Below are 18,273 nucleotides of genomic sequence, written 5' to 3' on the forward strand. Positions count from 1 at the left end.
TTCGAATGCTTCATCCATATTATGTGTAGAGGGGTTGCTAAAATGTCTGAAGAAATAAAAAGAGGTATAAAGGCAGAAGATTTATATCATTTGAAATCACTAAATGATCCACAATTATCACCAGACGGAACAAAAGTTGCTTTTTTACAAACCGAGATAAATAGGGAGAAGCATGCATACAAAACCCATATTTTTGTTGGTAACCTTGAGGATAAAGAAATTAGACAATGGACATTTGGTGAGGTTAGAGATAGTTCACCAAGATGGTCTCCGTTAGGTGAGTCTCTTTGTTTTGTATCGAATCGTTATGGCAAATCTCAACTTTACATAATGAATGCTAGTGGTGGAGAAGCAAAAAAATTAACAGCATGTTTAAATGGCGCGCGAAATCCAATTTGGTCTCCGGATGGTTCAAAGATATTATTTGAAACCTCTTTAGGTTCAGAAGAAAATATCTTAGACACGGAAAAGAAGAAGGAAGAGCAAGAAAAGCAACTAGAACCTATGGTTGTTGATCGAATTCGGTATAAATCCGATGCTGTTGGCTTTTTAGATGACAAGAAACAGCATCTTGCGGTTGTAGATGTAAAGAGTGGAGAAATTGAACTATTAACGGATGGGGCAACAGATTATTCAGGTGGTTGCTGGTCCCCTGATGGTGAAAGCATAACACTATTTGCCAACTTAACAGACGAACCGGACTACACTCTTATATCCGATTTATATATTATGTCACTCAAGGATAAAAGCCTACACAAAGTAACGAATAGTAAAGGGTTCTTTTCAAATAGCTCATGGTCTCCTGATGGAAAATATATTGCTGTTATTGGACATGAAAGAGAATATGACAGTGCGACTCTTTCAAGAATTTGGTTGTATGGGGTGGGAGTTAACAGCCTCATATGTTTAACGAGTGAATGGGATGTTGAAGTAGGGGATGTTGCTATAGGTGACTTTCATTCAGGAAATGTGAATCCAGGAATCGTTTGGACAAATGATAGCTATGGCTTCTACTTTCTTATGAGTGATCAAGGCAGTACAGGTGTATATTATGGTTCAATTGAAGGCGAAATGTATCCATCCCTATTCGAAAATCAACATGTGTATGGTCTAACCGTTGATGGTGAAAAGCATAAGGCTGTATTGGCAATTAGTAAACCGACTTCTCCAGGAGAGCTTTATACATATGATTTAAGTACAGGAGACATTGAACCGTTTACGAACGTGAATGCATCATTTTTAGATAGAATTGAATTATCAGATGCTAAAGCCTTTATGTTTAAGGCACCTGATCAATGGGATGTGCATGGCTGGATTATGAAGCCAGTAGGATTTGAGGAAGGGAAAAAGTATCCAACTATCCTTGAAATTCATGGTGGCCCTCATGCGATGTATGCCAATACTTATTTCCATGAGTTTCAAATGTTAGCAGCACAAGGATTTGTTGTTGTGTTTACAAACCCACGTGGAAGTCATGGTTATGGTCAAAGGTTTGTGAATGCCGTTCGTGGTGATTATGGAGGGAATGATTATATAGATGTAATGAGTGCAGTTGATTATGTGCTTGAAAACTATGATTTCATTGATGAATCCAAATTAGGCGTAACTGGAGGAAGCTATGGAGGCTTTATGACAAACTGGATTGTTGGTCATACAAACCGCTTTAAAGCTGCAGTAACACAGCGCTCGATTTCAAACTGGTTAAGCTTCTATGGGGTAAGTGATATTGGCTATTATTTCTCAGAGTGGGAAGTGAATGGTGACATTATTTCTAATACGGAAAAGCTTTGGAATCATTCACCGCTTAAATATGTCGAAAAGATTGAAACACCACTATTAATATTACATGGTGAAAAAGACTACCGTTGTCCAATAGAGCAGGCAGAGCAACTGTTTGTTGCTTTAAAAAGACAAAAAAAGCAAACAAAATTTGTTCGATTCCCTGAATCAAATCATGAATTATCAAGAAGCGGCAACCCTAAGCTTCGTATCGACCGCCTGAATCATATTAACAATTGGTTTCTTGAATATCTTACGAACGAATAAATGAATTGAAAGGCTTGATAAGTAAATTACCGAGCTGAAACTCATGACTAAAGGTCATGAGTTTTTTACTATGTAGAGCGTATAGGATTTTTTGAATTTTTCCCCTATTATAATTAATGAGGTGTACAATTATTCTAAAAAGGATAAGGGTATAATAGGAAGTAATTCCACAGATTGTCGTTTTTAAAGGGAGACTTGTGATTTATGGATTTAGACGTTTTAAAAGAGTTAACAGATTTAGACAAGGTACTCGAACTACTACAGGAATACAAGGCACTTGGTCCACTACCAGGCATTTTCCTGCCAATGCTAGAAGCATTTTTTCCTTTTTTGCCACTCGTGTTATTTGTCATGGCAAATGCTGCTGCTTTTGGATTATGGTTAGGTTTTCTTTATTCATGGATTGGTACATGTGTAGGGGCTTTGCTCGTTTTTTTCATTGTACGTAAGCTTGGACAAAAAAGAATATTTGGGTTTTTAAGTAGACATAAAAAGGTTAAAGGGTTAATGAATTGGGTTGAAAATCATGGGTTTGGTCCACTGTTTTTAATGCTTTGTTTTCCTTTTACTCCATCAGCCTTGGTTAATATCGTGGCTGGCTTATCAAGAGTCAGTGTTGCTCAGTTTATACTAGCAGTCTTATGCGGGAAGTTAGTCATGATATTTACTGTTAGTTTCATCGGTTATGATATCCGAGCCCTAATTCATCAACCCATCCGGACTGGTATATTGGTACTCGTCATCCTAGTTCTATGGTATGTTGGAAAAAGAATTGAAAAGAGATTAACTGAAAGAACAGTGGAGCTTGAAAAAGGAAATTAACTACATATTGCCATAGCTCTAACTAATTGTTAGAATATTATTATAATTAGTTGGAGGAATCATGAATGGAAGGAAAGTCAAAGAAAAATAGGATATGGGTTGTAAAGTCAGTTGGGATTGGCATCATTCTTTTTATTTTTCTTAGAACTTTTTTATTATCTAACTATGTTGTAGAGGGCGAATCAATGATGCCCACTTTACAAAATGGAAATCTTCTAATGGTAAACAAAGTAAGTTTACATATTGGAGACCTTCAACGCTTTGATATTGTTGTTTTTAAATCAGAATCAAAGGAACATTATGTGAAACGAGTCATTGGCCTACCTGGCGATAAGGTTGAATATATTGATGATATTTTATATATTAATGGTCTTCAAATAGATGAACCCTTTTTATCCCCTTATAAAAACAACCTTATTGGTGGTAATTTGACCGGAGATTTTAGCCTTGAGGAAATAACAGGACAGAAACAAGTTCCGCCAGGACATATTTTTGTTATTGGTGACAATCGACTAGGGAGTTGGGATAGTCGACATTATGGTTTTATTAAAATCGACCATATTGTCGGTAAAGTGAATCTGCGCTATTGGCCTGTCAATGTAGTGGATCTGCGTTTTTGAAGTAAGAATCCGGAGAGAATACGGGTTCTTTTCGTGTTTATACATAATAGAAGTTTTAGTATAAGTATGATAAAATAGTAACAAAATTAGGAAAATTTGAAGCGAGGTATTGAAGTGGAAGAAAACAGTACTATACTTCTAACGAAAATTACTCCTCCGAACGTGAAAGAGCATATATTACGTAGACCGTCCTTAATGAAAAAAATGAAAGCGGTAACAAACTACCCCTTAACAATCATTCATTCCGGTCCTGGCTATGGGAAAACAACGGCACTCTCATCACTGGTCAAGGATCAAAACCATTCGTTCTCATGGTACAGCATTTCGAATAATGACGACGATGTTATACCGTTCTTATCTTATATTACTTCTGCGATAAGGAAACAGCATCCAACCTTTGGTACAAACTTTCTATCCTATATCGGTACAGTAGACCGCTACATACGAGATGAAGAGATACGATCGTTATGCTCTTTATTTGTCAATGAAGTTATCAGTTTTGGCTCTACAATAATACTGATTTTAGATGATTATCATATTGTCCAACAATCTCCAAGTATTGACAAATGGATGACAATGTTAATACAACATATCCCAGCCAATTTACATGTAGTAATTTCGAGCCGTACACGTCCTAATTGGGATTTGTTAACTGCAATGAAGGTGAAAAACGAATTACTAGAAATTAAACAAAAAGACTTAGTGTTCACCTTTGATGAAGTAGAAGTCTTACTAAGAGATTATTATGAATGTGAAGTAGACGACCTTGAAATTGAACAAATTTTTTCTGCAACCGAAGGCTGGGTTATTGCCATAGGAATGATTTGGCAGCAATTAACCGTAAACGGAAGCCTGAGTGACGTATTAGTAAATAAATCACGATCTCTTGATGATTTGTTTAAATTCTTAGCAATGGAAGTATTTCAGAAACAGCCACCTATGGTACAGCAGTTCTTAGAAAGTACATGTATTTTTGACGAGCTACACGGGCAACTATGTGACGATGTCTTGGGAATCAGTGGGGCATCAGCAATGTTGGAAAATATATCAAATAGGAATCTGTTTCTATATTCAATAGGGGACGGGCAATATCGCTATCATGCATTATTTAAGGAATTCTTAGAGAAGCAATTGCGTATGACAAATGATAGGCAATACAGAATGCTTCATGAACGTAGTGGTAATTACTATTATCGCCAGGGATTAATGGTCCAGGCTATCTATCATTTTGAAGCAATTAGTGATTTTGAAAATGTGGCTAGAATTCTAGATAAACATGGTCAGGTAATGATTGAAAATGGTCAGCTTGAGAGTTTACTAGAAAGGCTAAAAAGAATTCCTGAACTATTAAAAAATCAATATTATTTACTATGGTTATATGAAGGCGAAGTACTAAGGTATCGTTGTTCATATAATGACGCAGAAAGATGTTACTTAAATGCAATCGAAAAAGCTAGCCAAATAAAGGATTATATAGGGGAGAGCCGTGCATTAGAAGGGCAAGCTAGGATCTATCTTGATACAATTCAACCTGGTAAAGCAGAACGATTTCTTCAGAAAGCCATTGAAGTACTTGAAGTGAGGGGAGATACAGGGTATGAAGGCCTAGGTAGACTTTATTCTTTGATGGCTGAAAACCTAGCCAACGCGGGACAAGCGATTAAAGCCCAAAAATGGTTTAAGAAAGGGAAAGAGCTTAACATAGCGCTTGAGGACGGCAATCTCGAAGCTAGACTGTATTTGCGTTCAGGTAAGCTTATGAATGCCAAGAAGATATTGATTCAAAAGAAACAAGCCGAATCTTCGAGTGCACAAGTCCATTTGCAGCAGTCACATCGCGAAACAGATCTATTACTTTCTTTAATTGAAGCTTTTATGGGGAATGGTGAGGAAGCTAAGGAATTAGCTCAATCTGGTATTCAACAAGGTGTGAGATTTCAGGCTCCATTTGTTGAGGCATGTGGCTGGATCAGGATGGGGCATGCAGTACAGTTGCTAGGAAAATATGATTATACACTAGCAAAACAATGTTATGAAACGGCACTTGAAATTATGGATGAAATTAACGTTTCTAGGGGAAAAGCAGAACCACTAATGGGGCTATGTATTTTACTTGGAAATGAAGGGGTATATGAGCGATCCATTGAATATGGTACCAAGGCATTGGAAGAGACTGAAAAGGTAAAAGATGCATGGTTATCAGCACTCATTTTATTATGTATGGCAATTGCTGCTGTTTATAACGAAAAGTATGAGGAAGCAAACGACTATTTATCAAAGTGTTCAACACTATTTACTGAGTGTGGTGACGAGAATGGTTCTTTAATGGTAGCTTTGTGGAGGTGTGTTTCATCTTTTTATAGTGAAGAAGAGGATCAGTTCCTAATGAATGTGCAACATTTTGGTAAGCTACTTCAGTTAGGGGACTACACTTTTATATTTAAGAAGCGTACTTTATTTGGACCAAGGGATTTAAAAAAGCTTGTACCTATTTTACTAGAAGCTCAGAAAATTGGTGTTCACCGTCAATATATTAGTAATTTACTAGATGAATTAGGAATTATGAATGTAACAAACCATCCGGGTTATACTTTGCGAATTCAAACCCTAGGGAAATTTAGGGTATGGCTAGGAACAAATGAGGTACACGAATCTGATTGGCAAAGAGGAAAGGCTAAGGAGTTATTAGAGTTCTTTGTCACAAGACGTAATGTGCTAATACCTAAAGAGGAGTTATTCTCAGTACTTTGGTCAGGCCTAGATGAGAAGGCAGCCGCTAGAGATTTTAAAGTAGCTTTAAATGCTTTAAATAATGCCTTAGAGCCGAATCGTAAAGCAAGATCTACACCATTCTTTATCCAAAGGATTGGTACCTCCTATGGCCTAAATCCTGATTCAGGATATTTATTAGATATTGATGAGTTTGAGGAATGGATATTAGCAGGGTTAGAAGAGAAGGATCGCTCACAGGTAATAAAATGTCTTCAGCGGGGCCTTGAAGTGTATGAAGGGGATTACCTGCCAGAGCGACGTTATGATGATTGGTGTTTAAATGAACGAGAACGGCTTCAAGTCAATTTCTTACGTGGTGCGGAAAGAATGGCACAAGCTTATGTTCAAGCCGCTCAATATGATAAGACGATCTATTGGTGCGAAAAGATCATTGAAAAGGATAAAACGTGGGAAGAAGCCTATCGTTTGCTAATGTTTGCTTATTATCATAAGAATAATAGACCACAAGGATTGAAGTGGTATAAAAAATGTTGTGAAGCCCTTGACGATGAACTTGGTGTTGAACCAATGTCACCAACAAAGCAAATGTATGAAATGCTAATTGGCGCAAAAACTTCTTAGTAAGACAGAATTCCGTACCGTAGATGGTACGGTTTTTTCGTAGTGATGTCCAGCTTCGAATGCCCAGCGTCTAGTGGTCTTCGCCTCTTCTCCTTGCGATAAGTCAACATCGGATCGCTTGCGCTCTCCGTGTTTCCTTTATCTCATGCGAAGCGACTCAGCCCATACGCCGCTGAACGGGCATCCTCCGCATTTCGGTGATGTCCAGCTTCGAATGCCCAGCGTCTAGTGGTCTTCGCCTCTTCTCCTTGCGATAAGTCAACATCGGATCGCTTGCGCTCTCCGTGTTTCCTTTATCTCATGCGAAGCGACTCAGCCCATACGCCGCTGAAAGGGCATCCTCCGCATTTCGGTGATGTCCAGCTTCGAATGCCCAGCGTCTAGTGGTCTTCGCCTCTTCTCCTTGCGATAAGTCAACATCGGATCGCTTGCGCTCTCCGTGTTTCCTTTATCTCATGCGAAGCGACTCAGCCCATACGCCGCTGAACGGGCATCCTCCGCATTTCGGTGATGTCCAGCTGCAGCGCCTAGCCCCTCGAGTCAAATAACCTGCGTCATAAAAAGTCAAGATCGGACTTTTTCTGCCACAGAAGCTTGTCGGGGCTGACCAATTCGCTTCCGCATTTCGGTAGTGTAACTTATTTGTAACTACGTCATAATACGATAGGTTCAAAGTTTTAAAGTCAATTTTATAAGGGGGAAATGTAATGGTGAAGAAGAATGTGTTTTTGCGTTTTGGTATGTTGTTCTTATTTGCTTTTCTATTAATCTTCGTTTCAGCATGTAGTTCAGATACTACAACAAAAGAAGAAAGCCCGAGCACAACTGAACAACCGAAGGAAGCGGCGAAGGAGGAACCTAAAGAGGAGCCTAAAGAGCCAATAAAAATTGGTGTTTTAGCTTCACTAAGCGGAGCACTAGAGGCTTATGGGAAACAAACAGTGAATGGCTTCGAATTAGGTCTACAGTATGCAACAGGTGGAACAATGGAAGTGAATGGCCGTAAGATTGAATTTGTAGTAGAAGACACTGAAACAAAACCAGAAGTTGCTATTAAGAAGGCTACTAAGCTATTAGAAGAAGATAAGGTTGATTTCATTGTGGGATCATCAAGCTCTGGTGATACTCTAGCGGTTCTTCCATTGGCAGAAGAGTATGAAAAAATCATGGTTGTTGAACCAGCAGTTGCTGATAGTATTACTGGTTCTGAATGGAATAAATATGTTTTCCGTACTGCACGTAACTCATCACAAGATGCTGTTGCTGGAGCAGCTGCTATCGCAAAAGAAGGCGTGAAAATCGCTACACTTGCACCTGACTATGCATTTGGTAGAGACGGTGTTGCAGCATTTAAGGATGCAGCAATTAAACTGGGTGCAGACATTGTCCATGAAGAATATGCTGACCCTGCAGCAACTGATTTCACATCTAACATTCAAAAGATCATCGAGGCAAAACCTGATTATCTATTTGTTGTATGGGCAGGAGCAAACTCTCCTTGGAACCAAATTGCTGATATGAAGGTACAAGAAAAGGGAATCAAAATATCTACTGGAGCTCCTGATATTGCTGCATTAAAAACAATGCAAGCGCTAGTAGGTATGGAAGGTTTCACAGTTTATCATCACACATTACCGAATAACGATATTAACAAATGGTTAGTTGAAGAACATAAAGCGAAGTTTAATGGTGAGGTTCCAGATCTATTTACACCAGGAGGTATGAATGCTGCGATTGCAATCGTTGAAGCACTTAAAAAGACAAATGGTGACACTGATACGGATACATTAATTAGCACAATGGAAGGTATGAGCTTTGAAACACCTAAGGGTACTATGACTTTCCGCCCAGAAGATCATCAAGCTCTTCAAACACTTTACGCAATCCGTCTAGAAATGGTAGATGGTTTTGACTATCCAGTACCAGTATTAATTCGTGAACTTACTCCAGAAGAAACTGCACCTCCAATTTTGAACTAATAGGTTTGCCTGAGTAGACTTCGGTATCATTACCGAAGTCTACTTATTCGAATAAACTGCGTTCTCTTCTGAAAATTAATCCTCAAAATTTACAAGGTGGTGAAGAAGTTGACTTCAATTATTGAAACTAAGGATTTAACAATTGCGTTTGGGGGACATGTGGCAGTTGACAGTGTCAATTTCACGGTTCCTAAGAATCACTTTAAGTCAATTATCGGCCCTAATGGTGCTGGAAAAACTACATTCTTCAACCTTTTAAGCGGCCAGCTAAGTCCAACTAAGGGGCAGGTGTTTCTAAAAGGTGAGGAAATTACAAAGCTTTCTCCAACAGTTAGAACACGAAAAGGAATCGGTCGTTCCTTTCAGATTACAAATGTTTTCCCGAATTTAACAGTATTAGAAAATGTAAGACTTGCTGTTCAATCGAGAGCAGGAGTTCGTTATCAAATGCTATCTCATTTTAAAAAGTTTACGCAATTCGAAGATAAATCGCATGACATTTTAAAGCTAGTGCTTCTTGATAATAAGTCGGATGCCATTGCTAAAAATCTTGCTCACGGAGAAAAACGTAAATTAGAGATTGCGATGCTGCTAGCTCTTGAGACAGAGGTGTTGCTGCTAGATGAACCTACAGCAGGGATGTCACTTGAAGAGGTTCCAACAATCTTAGAGGTTATTAAAAAGATTAAGGCAGAAGGAAATCGAACCATCATATTAATTGAGCACAAGATGGATATGATCATGGATTTATCAGATAGTGTCATGGTGTTATTCAACGGCAAACTTTTGGCAGATGGTACACCAGAAGAAATCATGAATAACGAAACAGTACAATCGGCTTACTTAGGAGGGCTATATAATGACGACACCGCATCTTAAACTTGATGGAGTTGAAACTTATATTGACCAATATCATATTTTACAAGGCGTATCCTTCGAGGTACCAAGAGGTGAAGTTACTGTCTTATTAGGCCGTAATGGAGCAGGAAAAACAACAACCTTACGTAGCATTATGGGGCTTAACCCAGCGGCGAAAGGGAAAATTCTTTACAATGACCAAGAGATACAGGGATTGCCAACCTATACAATTGCTAGCAAAGGAATTGGCTATGTACCTGAAGATCAAGGGATATTTGCTGATTTGACTGTAGAAGAGAATATGAAGGTTGCTATAAAAAAAGAAAATGATGAAACGAAGGAACGACTAGAGTATATTTTAAATTTATTTCCTGACTTAAAAACGTTTTGGAAAAGACGAGGCGGTAATTTAAGTGGAGGACAAAAGCAAATGCTCTCTATTGCTAGGGCATATGTGAATGAAAATGACTTACTTTTAATTGATGAACCAAGTAAAGGTCTTGCTCCAATTATTGTTGAGAAGGTAATGGAATCGATCCAGGAAATGAAAGCAAAGACAACTATTGTTCTTGTTGAACAGAACTTTATCATGGCAAGTACAATAGGTGATCATTTTTATATTATCGATGACGGCCGTTCTGTTTATCACGGTGAAATGCAAGAACTAAAAGAGAATGAGCAATTACGTAAACAATATTTAGGGATTGCCTAAACGTTAAATTGGAAGGAGGTCAAGTTAAATGGATGTAATTATTAATTTAACGGTAAATGGTTTAGCAACAGGTATGCTAATTTTCTTACTCGCGGCAGGGTTAACCTTGATTTTTGGATTAATGGATGTTCTTAATTTTGCTCACGGCGGACTATTTGCTTGGGGAGCCTATGCTGGTATATGGACGTATACAACTTCAGGAAGCTTTTTAATTGGTATTATTTGTGCAATGCTTACAGGTCTTATCCTTGGATATTTAATGGAACGTTATATTGTTCAACCAGTTTACGGTAACCATATTCAACAAATCCTCATAACACTGGGATTGATGTTAGTGTTATCTGAAATGCTGAAGGTCGTTTGGGGTCCAAATCAATTAAGTGCAACTACACCGAGTTATTTATCTGGTAGTTGGGAATTCGGTGGGGTTATCTTAATTAAATATCGTTTACTGATTATTGCAGTAGGTTTCCTAGTGTTTTTCCTCATTCATTACATTTTAAAGAATACGAAAATCGGATTAATTGTACGCGCTGGTGTTATGGATAAGGAAATGGTTCAATCACTAGGCATAAATATCAAAAAAGTTTTTATGCTCGTATTCATGGTTGGATCCGCATTGGCTGCACTAGGTGGAGTGTTACTTGGCCCATACTCCGGTGTTATTCATGCAGAAATGGGGCTAGAGTTCGGAATCCTAGCTTTTATTGTTGTCGTTATTGGAGGAATGGGAAGCATTACAGGTTCGGTTTTAGCTGCGATTTTAGTAGGGTTGGCTGGTTCGTATATGGCGTATTATGTTCCAGATTTAGCCCTTGCTGTAAACATGCTTCTCATGGCACTAGTATTAATCTTTAAGCCACAAGGTCTATTTGGGATAAAGGGGTGAAGATATGAAACTATTACAAACTAATTCACAAAAGGCAAACCTAGTGTATGTGTTGATGGCTTTCTTTTTACTCCTCTTTCCATTTATAAACGATTCTAGAAGTTTAATGATCATTTTTACACAGATGTTTATCTTTGCAATCTTAGCTATGAGTTATGATATTTTGCTAGGTTATACAGGAATTGTTTCATTTGGTCATGCGATGTTCTTCGGAATAGGTGCATATACGACTGGTATCTTTATGAAACAGTTCGATAGTACAACGGTTTACTTATTACTTTCTATTGTAGTTGGTGCCATTTTAGCTGGGATTGTAAGTTATATTGTAGGTCTGCTTTCATTACGATTAAAAAGTCACTTTTATGCTATGTTAACCCTTGCATTTTCAGGTCTATTCCTTGTTTTAGCTGAAAAGTGGAGAACGCTAACTTATGGAAATGATGGATTCACGTTCCCAATTCCTGATTATTTAAAAGATAGGTTAACTCTTTATTTAATTTCCTTTGGACTTATGGTTCTCGTGTTTATTATTTTAAAAAGGTTTACGGAATCGCCACTCGGTCGAGTGTTACAGGCAATAAGGGAAAATGAACCGAGAACAGAATCACTTGGATATAATGTTCTACACTATAAGATTATTGCAAGTGTTGTTGCTGGAGTAATTGCTAGTTTATCAGGGTCACTTTACGTACTTACACTACGATTTGTAAATACGTCTGTATTTACAATGGATATCACGCTTGATGCGTTATTAATGACAATTATCGGTGGTGTAGGAACATTAGTAGGTGCAATTATAGGTGCTGGATTGATTGAATTTGCTCATCATTGGTTAACTGGTCTTTCAAAGGTCCATTGGATCTTTGAGCGTTGGATTATTTTCTTCGGAATCTTATACATTTTAGTTGTTATGTTCTTCCCTTACGGACTTGTTGGAAGCTTTAAGCTTTGGTGGTTCAAACGCCGTTCGAAAAAGGGGAAAGAAACTACTTCGAATCATGACATTGCAAGCTAAAGGAGTAGAGGCGATGAGTGAGAACAGTCAACTGATTTCTTCGTTTGTGGTCAGATGCAATTTGGTTGATATTGATGAAACATCAGGAGAGAAACAATGGCGAATTAAGGTTAGTCATGTGCAAGGTGAAGAAGAAGTGGCTGTGAAAAATATGGATGAGGCGGTTAGCTTCATGAAACAAATAATTGGAGAGTGAAGGACATTGCCAACAATCGGTGTTTTAAGTACCGGAGTCTATCTGCCTGAAACGTACGAAACGGCTGAGGAAATTGCTGCAAAATCAGGGATTCCACAGGATGTCATTGAGAAGAAGCTTGGCATAACTCGAAAGCCAATCCCTGGTTCTGCAGATCATACTTGTCAAATGGGGATTAATGCAGCTAAAAAGGCGATCGCCAAAGCTGGAATTGATCCGCTATCTATTGACCTAGTAATCTATATTGGAGAAGAGCATAAAGAATATCCATTGTGGACAGCAGCTATTAAACTACAACAAGAGGTAGGAGCTGAGAACGCATGGGCATTTGATGTGGCAATGAGATGTGGAACGACAGTAATGGCTCTTAAAGTAGCAAAGGACATGATGATTGCAGATTCTTCTATTACTACAGTTTTATTAGCTGGTGGCTATCGTAATGGTGACTTCATTGATTACGAAAATCCACGTACAAGGTTTATGTATAACTTAGGTGCGGGTGGAGGAGCTCTTCTTTTACAAAAAGGGATAGAGAAAAATCAAGTGTTAGAAACGACCATTATGACAGACGGTTCTTTTTCAGAGGATGTTGTAGTTGTTGCAGGTGGTACGAAGGAACCTATTACAGCGGAAGCGATTGAAAATAAACGTAATATGCTTGATGTGCTAGATCCAAAGGGAATGAAGCTGAGATTAGAAGAAAAATCAATGAAGAACTTTTTAAAGGTTATTCGTTCATCGCTGGAGAAAAGTGGTTATACAGAAGATGATATCGACTATTTAGGTATTCTTCATATGAAAAAATCTGCTCATGATTTTGTTTTAAATGAGTTGGGCTTATCTGACAATCAATCCATCTATTTAAATGAATATGGGCATATTGGACAAATTGATCAAATTCTTTCGTTAGAATTAGCAGAAAAATCTGGTAAAATAAAAGCAGGCGACATCATCGTTTTGGTTAGTGCAGGAATAGGCTATGCGTGGGGAGCAACAACCATTAAATGGGGGGAATAAGAATGCCAACTATTCAACTGAAATCTGTAAAACTAGCAAACGGAGAGACATTAGGGTATAGAGAACGTGAGGGTGGAGAACATGTTGTGTTACTAATCCATGGTAATATGACTTCTTCAAAGCATTGGGATCTAGTGTTAGAAAATATGGATGAGGATTATAAACTTTATGCAGTTGATATGAGAGGGTTTGGTATATCTACATATATGGAACCTGTTAACTCTATTAAAGATTTCTCAGATGATATTAAACTTTTTGTAGATGAGCTAGGATTAAAGGATTTTACAATCATCGGTTGGTCAACTGGTGGAGCAGTTGGAATGCAATTTGTTGGGGACTACCCAGGTTATTGTCAAAAACTCGTTCTATTAGCTTCTGCCTCTACGAGAGGTTATCCGTTCTTTGACCTTGATGCAACTGGTCAACTTGATATAACAAAGCGTTTAGTCACAAAGGAAGATATAGACCGAGATAGAGCCAGAACAATTCCAGTTCAACAAGCTTATGATACAAATGACCAGGCTTTTTTAAAAGGATTATGGAATATGATGATTTACCGTAAAAATCAACCAGAGGAAACACGTTACAATGAATATGTAGAGGATATGATGACACAACGTAACTTAAGGGATGTCTATTACTCTTTAAATACGTTTAACATTAGTAATCATCATAATGGCCTAAATGAGGGTACTGGTTTAGTAGGCAATATTAAGATTCCTGTACTAGTCCTTCGTGGGAATGAAGATTTGGTTATTACTGAAAACATGGCAAAAGAAATTGTAGAGGACCTAGGAGAATATGCAACCTTTGTCGAATTAAAAGGATGTGGGCATTCTCCACTAGTAGATGACCTCGAACAATTATTAGGTGTAGTAGCTGAATTTTTGGAAGAGAAGGAGTTATCAAAATGAGACTACAAGATAAAGTAGCAATTATAACCGGTGCAGCAAACGGTTTAGGCTATGAAGCGGCAGTAACATTTACTAGAGAAGGAGCTAAAGTTGCACTTGTTGACTTTGATCAAAGTGGTGAGCAAAGAGCTCAGGAGCTAAAAGATCAAGGAGCAGATGTTGAGTTTTTTCAAGTTGATGTAGCTAATCGTGAAAGCGTTGACAACATGGTATCACAAGTACTCGATCGTTTTGGTAAAATCGACATCTTGATTAATAATGCAGGTATTACTCGTGATGGTATGCTAACGAAACTATCGCAAGAAGATTTTCAAAAAGTACTTGATGTTAATTTAACTGGTGTTTTCAACTGTACACAGGCTGTTGTACCTCACATGATTTCTCAAAGCTATGGGAAAATTGTTAGTACATCTTCTGTTTCTGGAGTGTATGGTAATGTTGGTCAAACCAATTATGCAGCAACTAAGGCAGCAGTTGTTGGAATGACTAAAACATGGGCAAAAGAGCTTGGACGAAAAGGCATTAATGTTAATGCAGTTGCTCCTGGCTTTATTGAAACGAATATGGTTGCAGCTGTACCTGAAAAAGTAATTGAACAAATGAAATCTATTATTCCCCTACAACGTTTAGGGAAGCCGTCAGACATTGCAAATGCATATCTCTATTTAGCTTCCGATGAAGCTACATACGTAAATGGCACTACACTACATGTAGACGGTGGAATAATGATGTAATACAAAGGATCGAGTGTGTTAAATCTGCACTCGGTTTTTGCGTTTTTAATTTTAAAAGAAAAATAGACTATAAGAGGAGCTGGAGTTATGAGAAATGTAGTAATTACATCAGCAGTTCGTTCACCAATCGGCACATTTGGAGGTGCCTTTAAAGACTTACTTCCAACAGATTTAATTGTACCTGTTTTAAAAGAAGCTGTTTCAAAAAGTGGCTTGGCAAATGATGAAGTGAATGAAGTTATTTTAGGACATTGTATTCAAAGAACAGATGAGCCTAATACAGCAAGAACTGCCGCATTATTAGCAGGTTTAGCTGATACAACAACTGGTTTTACTGTCCAAAGACAATGTGCTTCAGGTATGCAAGCTGTCATTTCTGCTGCACTTCAAATTCAAGCTGGGTTATCAGATGTTGTTGTTGCGGGTGGAGTAGAAGCAATGAGCTCTAGTCCATATGTATTAAAGCAGCACCGTTGGGGAGCAAGAATGCAGCACGGACAAGTAACTGATACAGTATGGGAGATCTTAGAGGATCCGATTCATCATATTATGATGGGGGAAACGGCAGAAAACCTTGCTGATCTTCATGAAATCTCAAGAGAAGAGCAAGATGAGGTAGCTTTGTTAAGTCACCAACGTGCCCTTCATGCCATCGAAAATGGTTATTTTGACTCTCAAATTGTTCCAATTATAATAAAATCACGTAAAGGTGATGTAACTGTTACGAAGGATGAAAACCCACGTCAGGATTTAACAGCTGATAAGTTAGCGGGATTACGTCCAGTGTTTAGAAAAGACGGAACAGTAACGGCAGGTAATGCATCTAGTTTAAATGATGCAGCAGCTGCATTAGTGTTAATGGCAGAAGATGTGGCGATTGAAAAAGGCCTTACACCACTTGCACGAATTTCAGGGTTTTCTCTAGCTGGGGTTGACCCAAAGGTAATGGGACGTGGACCAGTGCCAGCTATTAAAGATGGATTAAACAAAGTAGGGTGGGCATTAGAAGAGGCAGATTTAATTGAGGTTAATGAAGCGTTTGCTGCGCAATATTTAGCTGTAGAAAAAGAACTTGGATTAGATCGTAACAAAGTAAATGTGAATGGAAGCGGGATAAGTCTGGGCCATCCAATTGGATGTACAGGAGCTAGACTCGTAGTTTCACTGGTACATGAATTACAGCGCCAGAACCTGCAAAAAGGAATTGCCAGCCTTTGTGTTGGTGGAGGTATGGGTGCTACTGTGTTTGTAGAGGCATTTAATAAATAATATTAATATACGCGCAATACCTGTTTGGGGCAGGTGTTGCGTTTTTTTGTGATTTGTTAAGATTTTTGGGGTCACTAATTTCATAATATTTCTATTATAGCTCATCAAATTGCTACTATGAGATCCCTCAATTCAAAATATTTCCATCCAGGTGCATCAAACTGCCCCTTTGAGACCCTTCGATTCAAAATATTTCCGATCAGGTGCATCAAACTGCTTCTATGAGATCATTGTAACTATCCTGTAACTACCTTCTTATATAGTCAATGTAGATATTGACGATGTGAGGAGAGATTTTTGTGAGGTGGGAATTAGACTGGTTATCAAACCGAGCTCGAATTTCGCCAGATGCAACCGCTATTGTTGAGGGTGAAGCCGGAACTCGATGGACCTATGGGCAGTTAAATACTAGAGCTTTGAACCTAGCAACTTATTTAATGTCTATCGGAGTGAAAAAAGGAGATCGAATCGCATTATTATCTCCTAACCATATAGGGTATTTTGATTTCTTTTTTGCATGTATGAAACTAGGAGCCATTTTTGTACCACTGAACTGGAGACTATCAAAAGCAGAAATTTCGTTTATACTTACTGACTGCACACCGACAATTGTCGCAGTTCATAGTACTTTAAAAGAGCTATTGGTCATAGAAAAACTTAATCAATACTTTGAAATCGATTCAACTGAATATGAGTCGATAACAGAAAGAAAGCAAACGGACTTTCATGAAATAACAACTGAAATAAAAGATAATGATCCTCTTGCTATTATTTATACAGGTGGGACGACTGGAAAACCAAAAGGAGCAGTTCTTAGTCATCAATCCATACTCTGGAATGGGCTCAATACAATTGTAAGTTGGAGCTTAAGTGAGAAGGATGTTACCTTAACTTACTTACCGATGTTCCATACCGGTGGCTTGAATGCACTATCTATACCGATTTTATTGATTGGTGGAAAAGTTGTGATCGCCAGTGACTTTGAACCATCCAAAGCGGTTGAACTCATAAATCAAGAGGGATGTACAGTAGTACTATTAGTTCCTACGATGTATCACATGATCGTAAATAGTGAATTTTTTAAAGATGTTACGTTTCCAACAATGCATACTTTCCTATCAGGTGGTGCTCCTTGCCCATTGCCAATCTATCAAGCGTTTGAAAAAAAAGGATTAGCCTTTAAAGAAGGTTATGGTCTTACTGAAGCTGGCCCCAATAACTTCTTTATCAATCCAAACATAGCTAGATTTAGAAGAGGCTCGATTGGTAAACCGATGATTTTTAATGAGATTAAGCTAATGGGATTTGACGGAGAAGAAGCACAGCCTGGCGAGGTAGGGGAGCTTTTGATCCGTGGGAAACATGTTTTCGAGTATTATTGGAATAACCCTCAAGCAACTGAAGAGGCACTTATAGATGGCTGGTTGTACACAGGGGATTTAGCTAAGAAAGATGAAGAAGGTTTTCATTATATAGTGGGAAGGAAAAAAGAAATGATCATCTCGGGTGGAGAAAACATTTATCCACTTGAGGTTGAACATTGTATGAATCAGCACCCAGCTGTGAATGAAGTAGCTGTATTTTCACTACCACATCCTAAATGGGGAGAAATTGTAGCAGCCGTTGTATCCCTAAAAAGTAACCTGAAAGTTACTGTTGATGAGTTAAAAACATACTGTAAGCAGCACTTAGGAAGCTATAAGATTCCAAAACATATTATGTTTGAGAATGAAATTCCGAAAACACATGTAGGTAAAATTGATAAAAATTCACTTCAGAAGAAGTATGAAAATATTGTTGTCTAACAGGACCCAGTCGGGTCTTGTTTTTTTTCGGAAAATAAAAAGG

15 protein-coding genes are annotated in these 18,273 nt (G+C 38.1%); all 15 read left to right on the forward strand.

Annotated elements, in window-relative coordinates:
* Positions 1 to 42: 42 nt before the first annotated feature.
* The 15 genes from J2Z26_RS01900 to J2Z26_RS01970 all read left to right on the forward strand — a co-directional run bounded on the left by J2Z26_RS01900 (position 43) and on the right by J2Z26_RS01970 (position 18,230).
* Positions 43 to 2,046 carry a S9 family peptidase gene (locus J2Z26_RS01900; RefSeq protein ID WP_193534197.1) on the forward strand — a complete coding sequence of 668 codons (2,004 nt, stop codon included), beginning with the start codon at positions 43 to 45 and terminating at the stop codon, positions 2,044 to 2,046.
* A 204-nt stretch (positions 2,047 to 2,250) separates the two neighbouring features.
* Positions 2,251 to 2,868: a TVP38/TMEM64 family protein gene (locus tag J2Z26_RS01905; RefSeq protein ID WP_193534196.1), complete on the forward strand. Its 618-nt coding sequence runs from the start codon at positions 2,251 to 2,253 to the stop codon at positions 2,866 to 2,868.
* Positions 2,869 to 2,933: 65 nt separating this feature from the next.
* Entirely contained in the window at positions 2,934 to 3,488 is a 555-nt protein-coding gene (lepB, locus tag J2Z26_RS01910; protein ID WP_193534195.1) for a signal peptidase I, read from the forward strand.
* Between the two features lie 114 nt (positions 3,489 to 3,602).
* Positions 3,603 to 6,842: an AfsR/SARP family transcriptional regulator gene (locus J2Z26_RS22360; RefSeq protein ID WP_325168871.1), complete on the forward strand. Its 3,240-nt coding sequence runs from the start codon at positions 3,603 to 3,605 to the stop codon at positions 6,840 to 6,842.
* A 707-nt stretch (positions 6,843 to 7,549) separates the two neighbouring features.
* Positions 7,550 to 8,821: a substrate-binding domain-containing protein gene (locus tag J2Z26_RS01920; RefSeq protein ID WP_193537726.1), complete on the forward strand. Its 1,272-nt coding sequence runs from the start codon at positions 7,550 to 7,552 to the stop codon at positions 8,819 to 8,821.
* Between the two features lie 108 nt (positions 8,822 to 8,929).
* Positions 8,930 to 9,700, forward strand: coding sequence for an ABC transporter ATP-binding protein (locus J2Z26_RS01925; RefSeq protein ID WP_193537728.1), 771 nt, complete (start codon positions 8,930 to 8,932; stop codon positions 9,698 to 9,700).
* The gene (locus J2Z26_RS01930) at positions 9,681 to 10,391 is read left to right on the forward strand and encodes an ABC transporter ATP-binding protein (protein ID WP_193537730.1); all 711 of its coding nucleotides are present in this window, start codon (positions 9,681 to 9,683) and stop codon (positions 10,389 to 10,391) included. The genes J2Z26_RS01925 and J2Z26_RS01930 overlap by 20 nt, the downstream gene beginning before the upstream one ends.
* A 28-nt stretch (positions 10,392 to 10,419) precedes the next feature.
* Positions 10,420 to 11,280 carry a branched-chain amino acid ABC transporter permease gene (locus tag J2Z26_RS01935; protein ID WP_193537732.1) on the forward strand — a complete coding sequence of 287 codons (861 nt, stop codon included), beginning with the start codon at positions 10,420 to 10,422 and terminating at the stop codon, positions 11,278 to 11,280.
* 4 nt (positions 11,281 to 11,284) lie between these two features.
* Positions 11,285 to 12,295 (forward strand): branched-chain amino acid ABC transporter permease, encoded by a 1,011-nt coding sequence (locus tag J2Z26_RS01940; protein WP_193537734.1) that lies wholly within the window; start codon positions 11,285 to 11,287, stop codon positions 12,293 to 12,295.
* A gap of 13 nt (positions 12,296 to 12,308) precedes the next feature.
* Entirely contained in the window at positions 12,309 to 12,491 is a 183-nt protein-coding gene (locus tag J2Z26_RS01945; RefSeq protein ID WP_209794281.1) for a hypothetical protein, read from the forward strand.
* A 6-nt stretch (positions 12,492 to 12,497) separates the two neighbouring features.
* The gene (locus J2Z26_RS01950; RefSeq protein ID WP_193537738.1) at positions 12,498 to 13,508 is read left to right on the forward strand and encodes a 3-oxoacyl-ACP synthase; all 1,011 of its coding nucleotides are present in this window, start codon (positions 12,498 to 12,500) and stop codon (positions 13,506 to 13,508) included.
* Positions 13,509 to 13,510: 2 nt separating this feature from the next.
* Entirely contained in the window at positions 13,511 to 14,422 is a 912-nt protein-coding gene (gene phaZ / locus J2Z26_RS01955) for an intracellular short-chain-length polyhydroxyalkanoate depolymerase (RefSeq protein WP_193537740.1), read from the forward strand.
* On the forward strand, positions 14,419 to 15,156 hold the full coding sequence (gene fabG, locus J2Z26_RS01960) for a 3-oxoacyl-ACP reductase FabG (protein ID WP_193537742.1): 738 nt from the start codon (positions 14,419 to 14,421) through the stop codon (positions 15,154 to 15,156). The genes phaZ and fabG overlap by 4 nt, the downstream gene beginning before the upstream one ends.
* An 87-nt stretch (positions 15,157 to 15,243) precedes the next feature.
* Complete coding sequence (locus J2Z26_RS01965) at positions 15,244 to 16,425, forward strand: thiolase family protein (RefSeq protein ID WP_193537744.1); 1,182 nt, start codon at positions 15,244 to 15,246, stop codon at positions 16,423 to 16,425.
* A gap of 299 nt (positions 16,426 to 16,724) precedes the next feature.
* On the forward strand, positions 16,725 to 18,230 hold the full coding sequence (locus J2Z26_RS01970; protein ID WP_193537746.1) for an acyl-CoA synthetase: 1,506 nt from the start codon (positions 16,725 to 16,727) through the stop codon (positions 18,228 to 18,230).
* Positions 18,231 to 18,273: the final 43 nt, after the last annotated feature.

Source organism: Cytobacillus luteolus, from assembly GCF_017873715.1.
Lineage (GTDB): Bacteria > Bacillota > Bacilli > Bacillales > Bacillaceae_L > Bacillus_BV > Bacillus_BV luteola.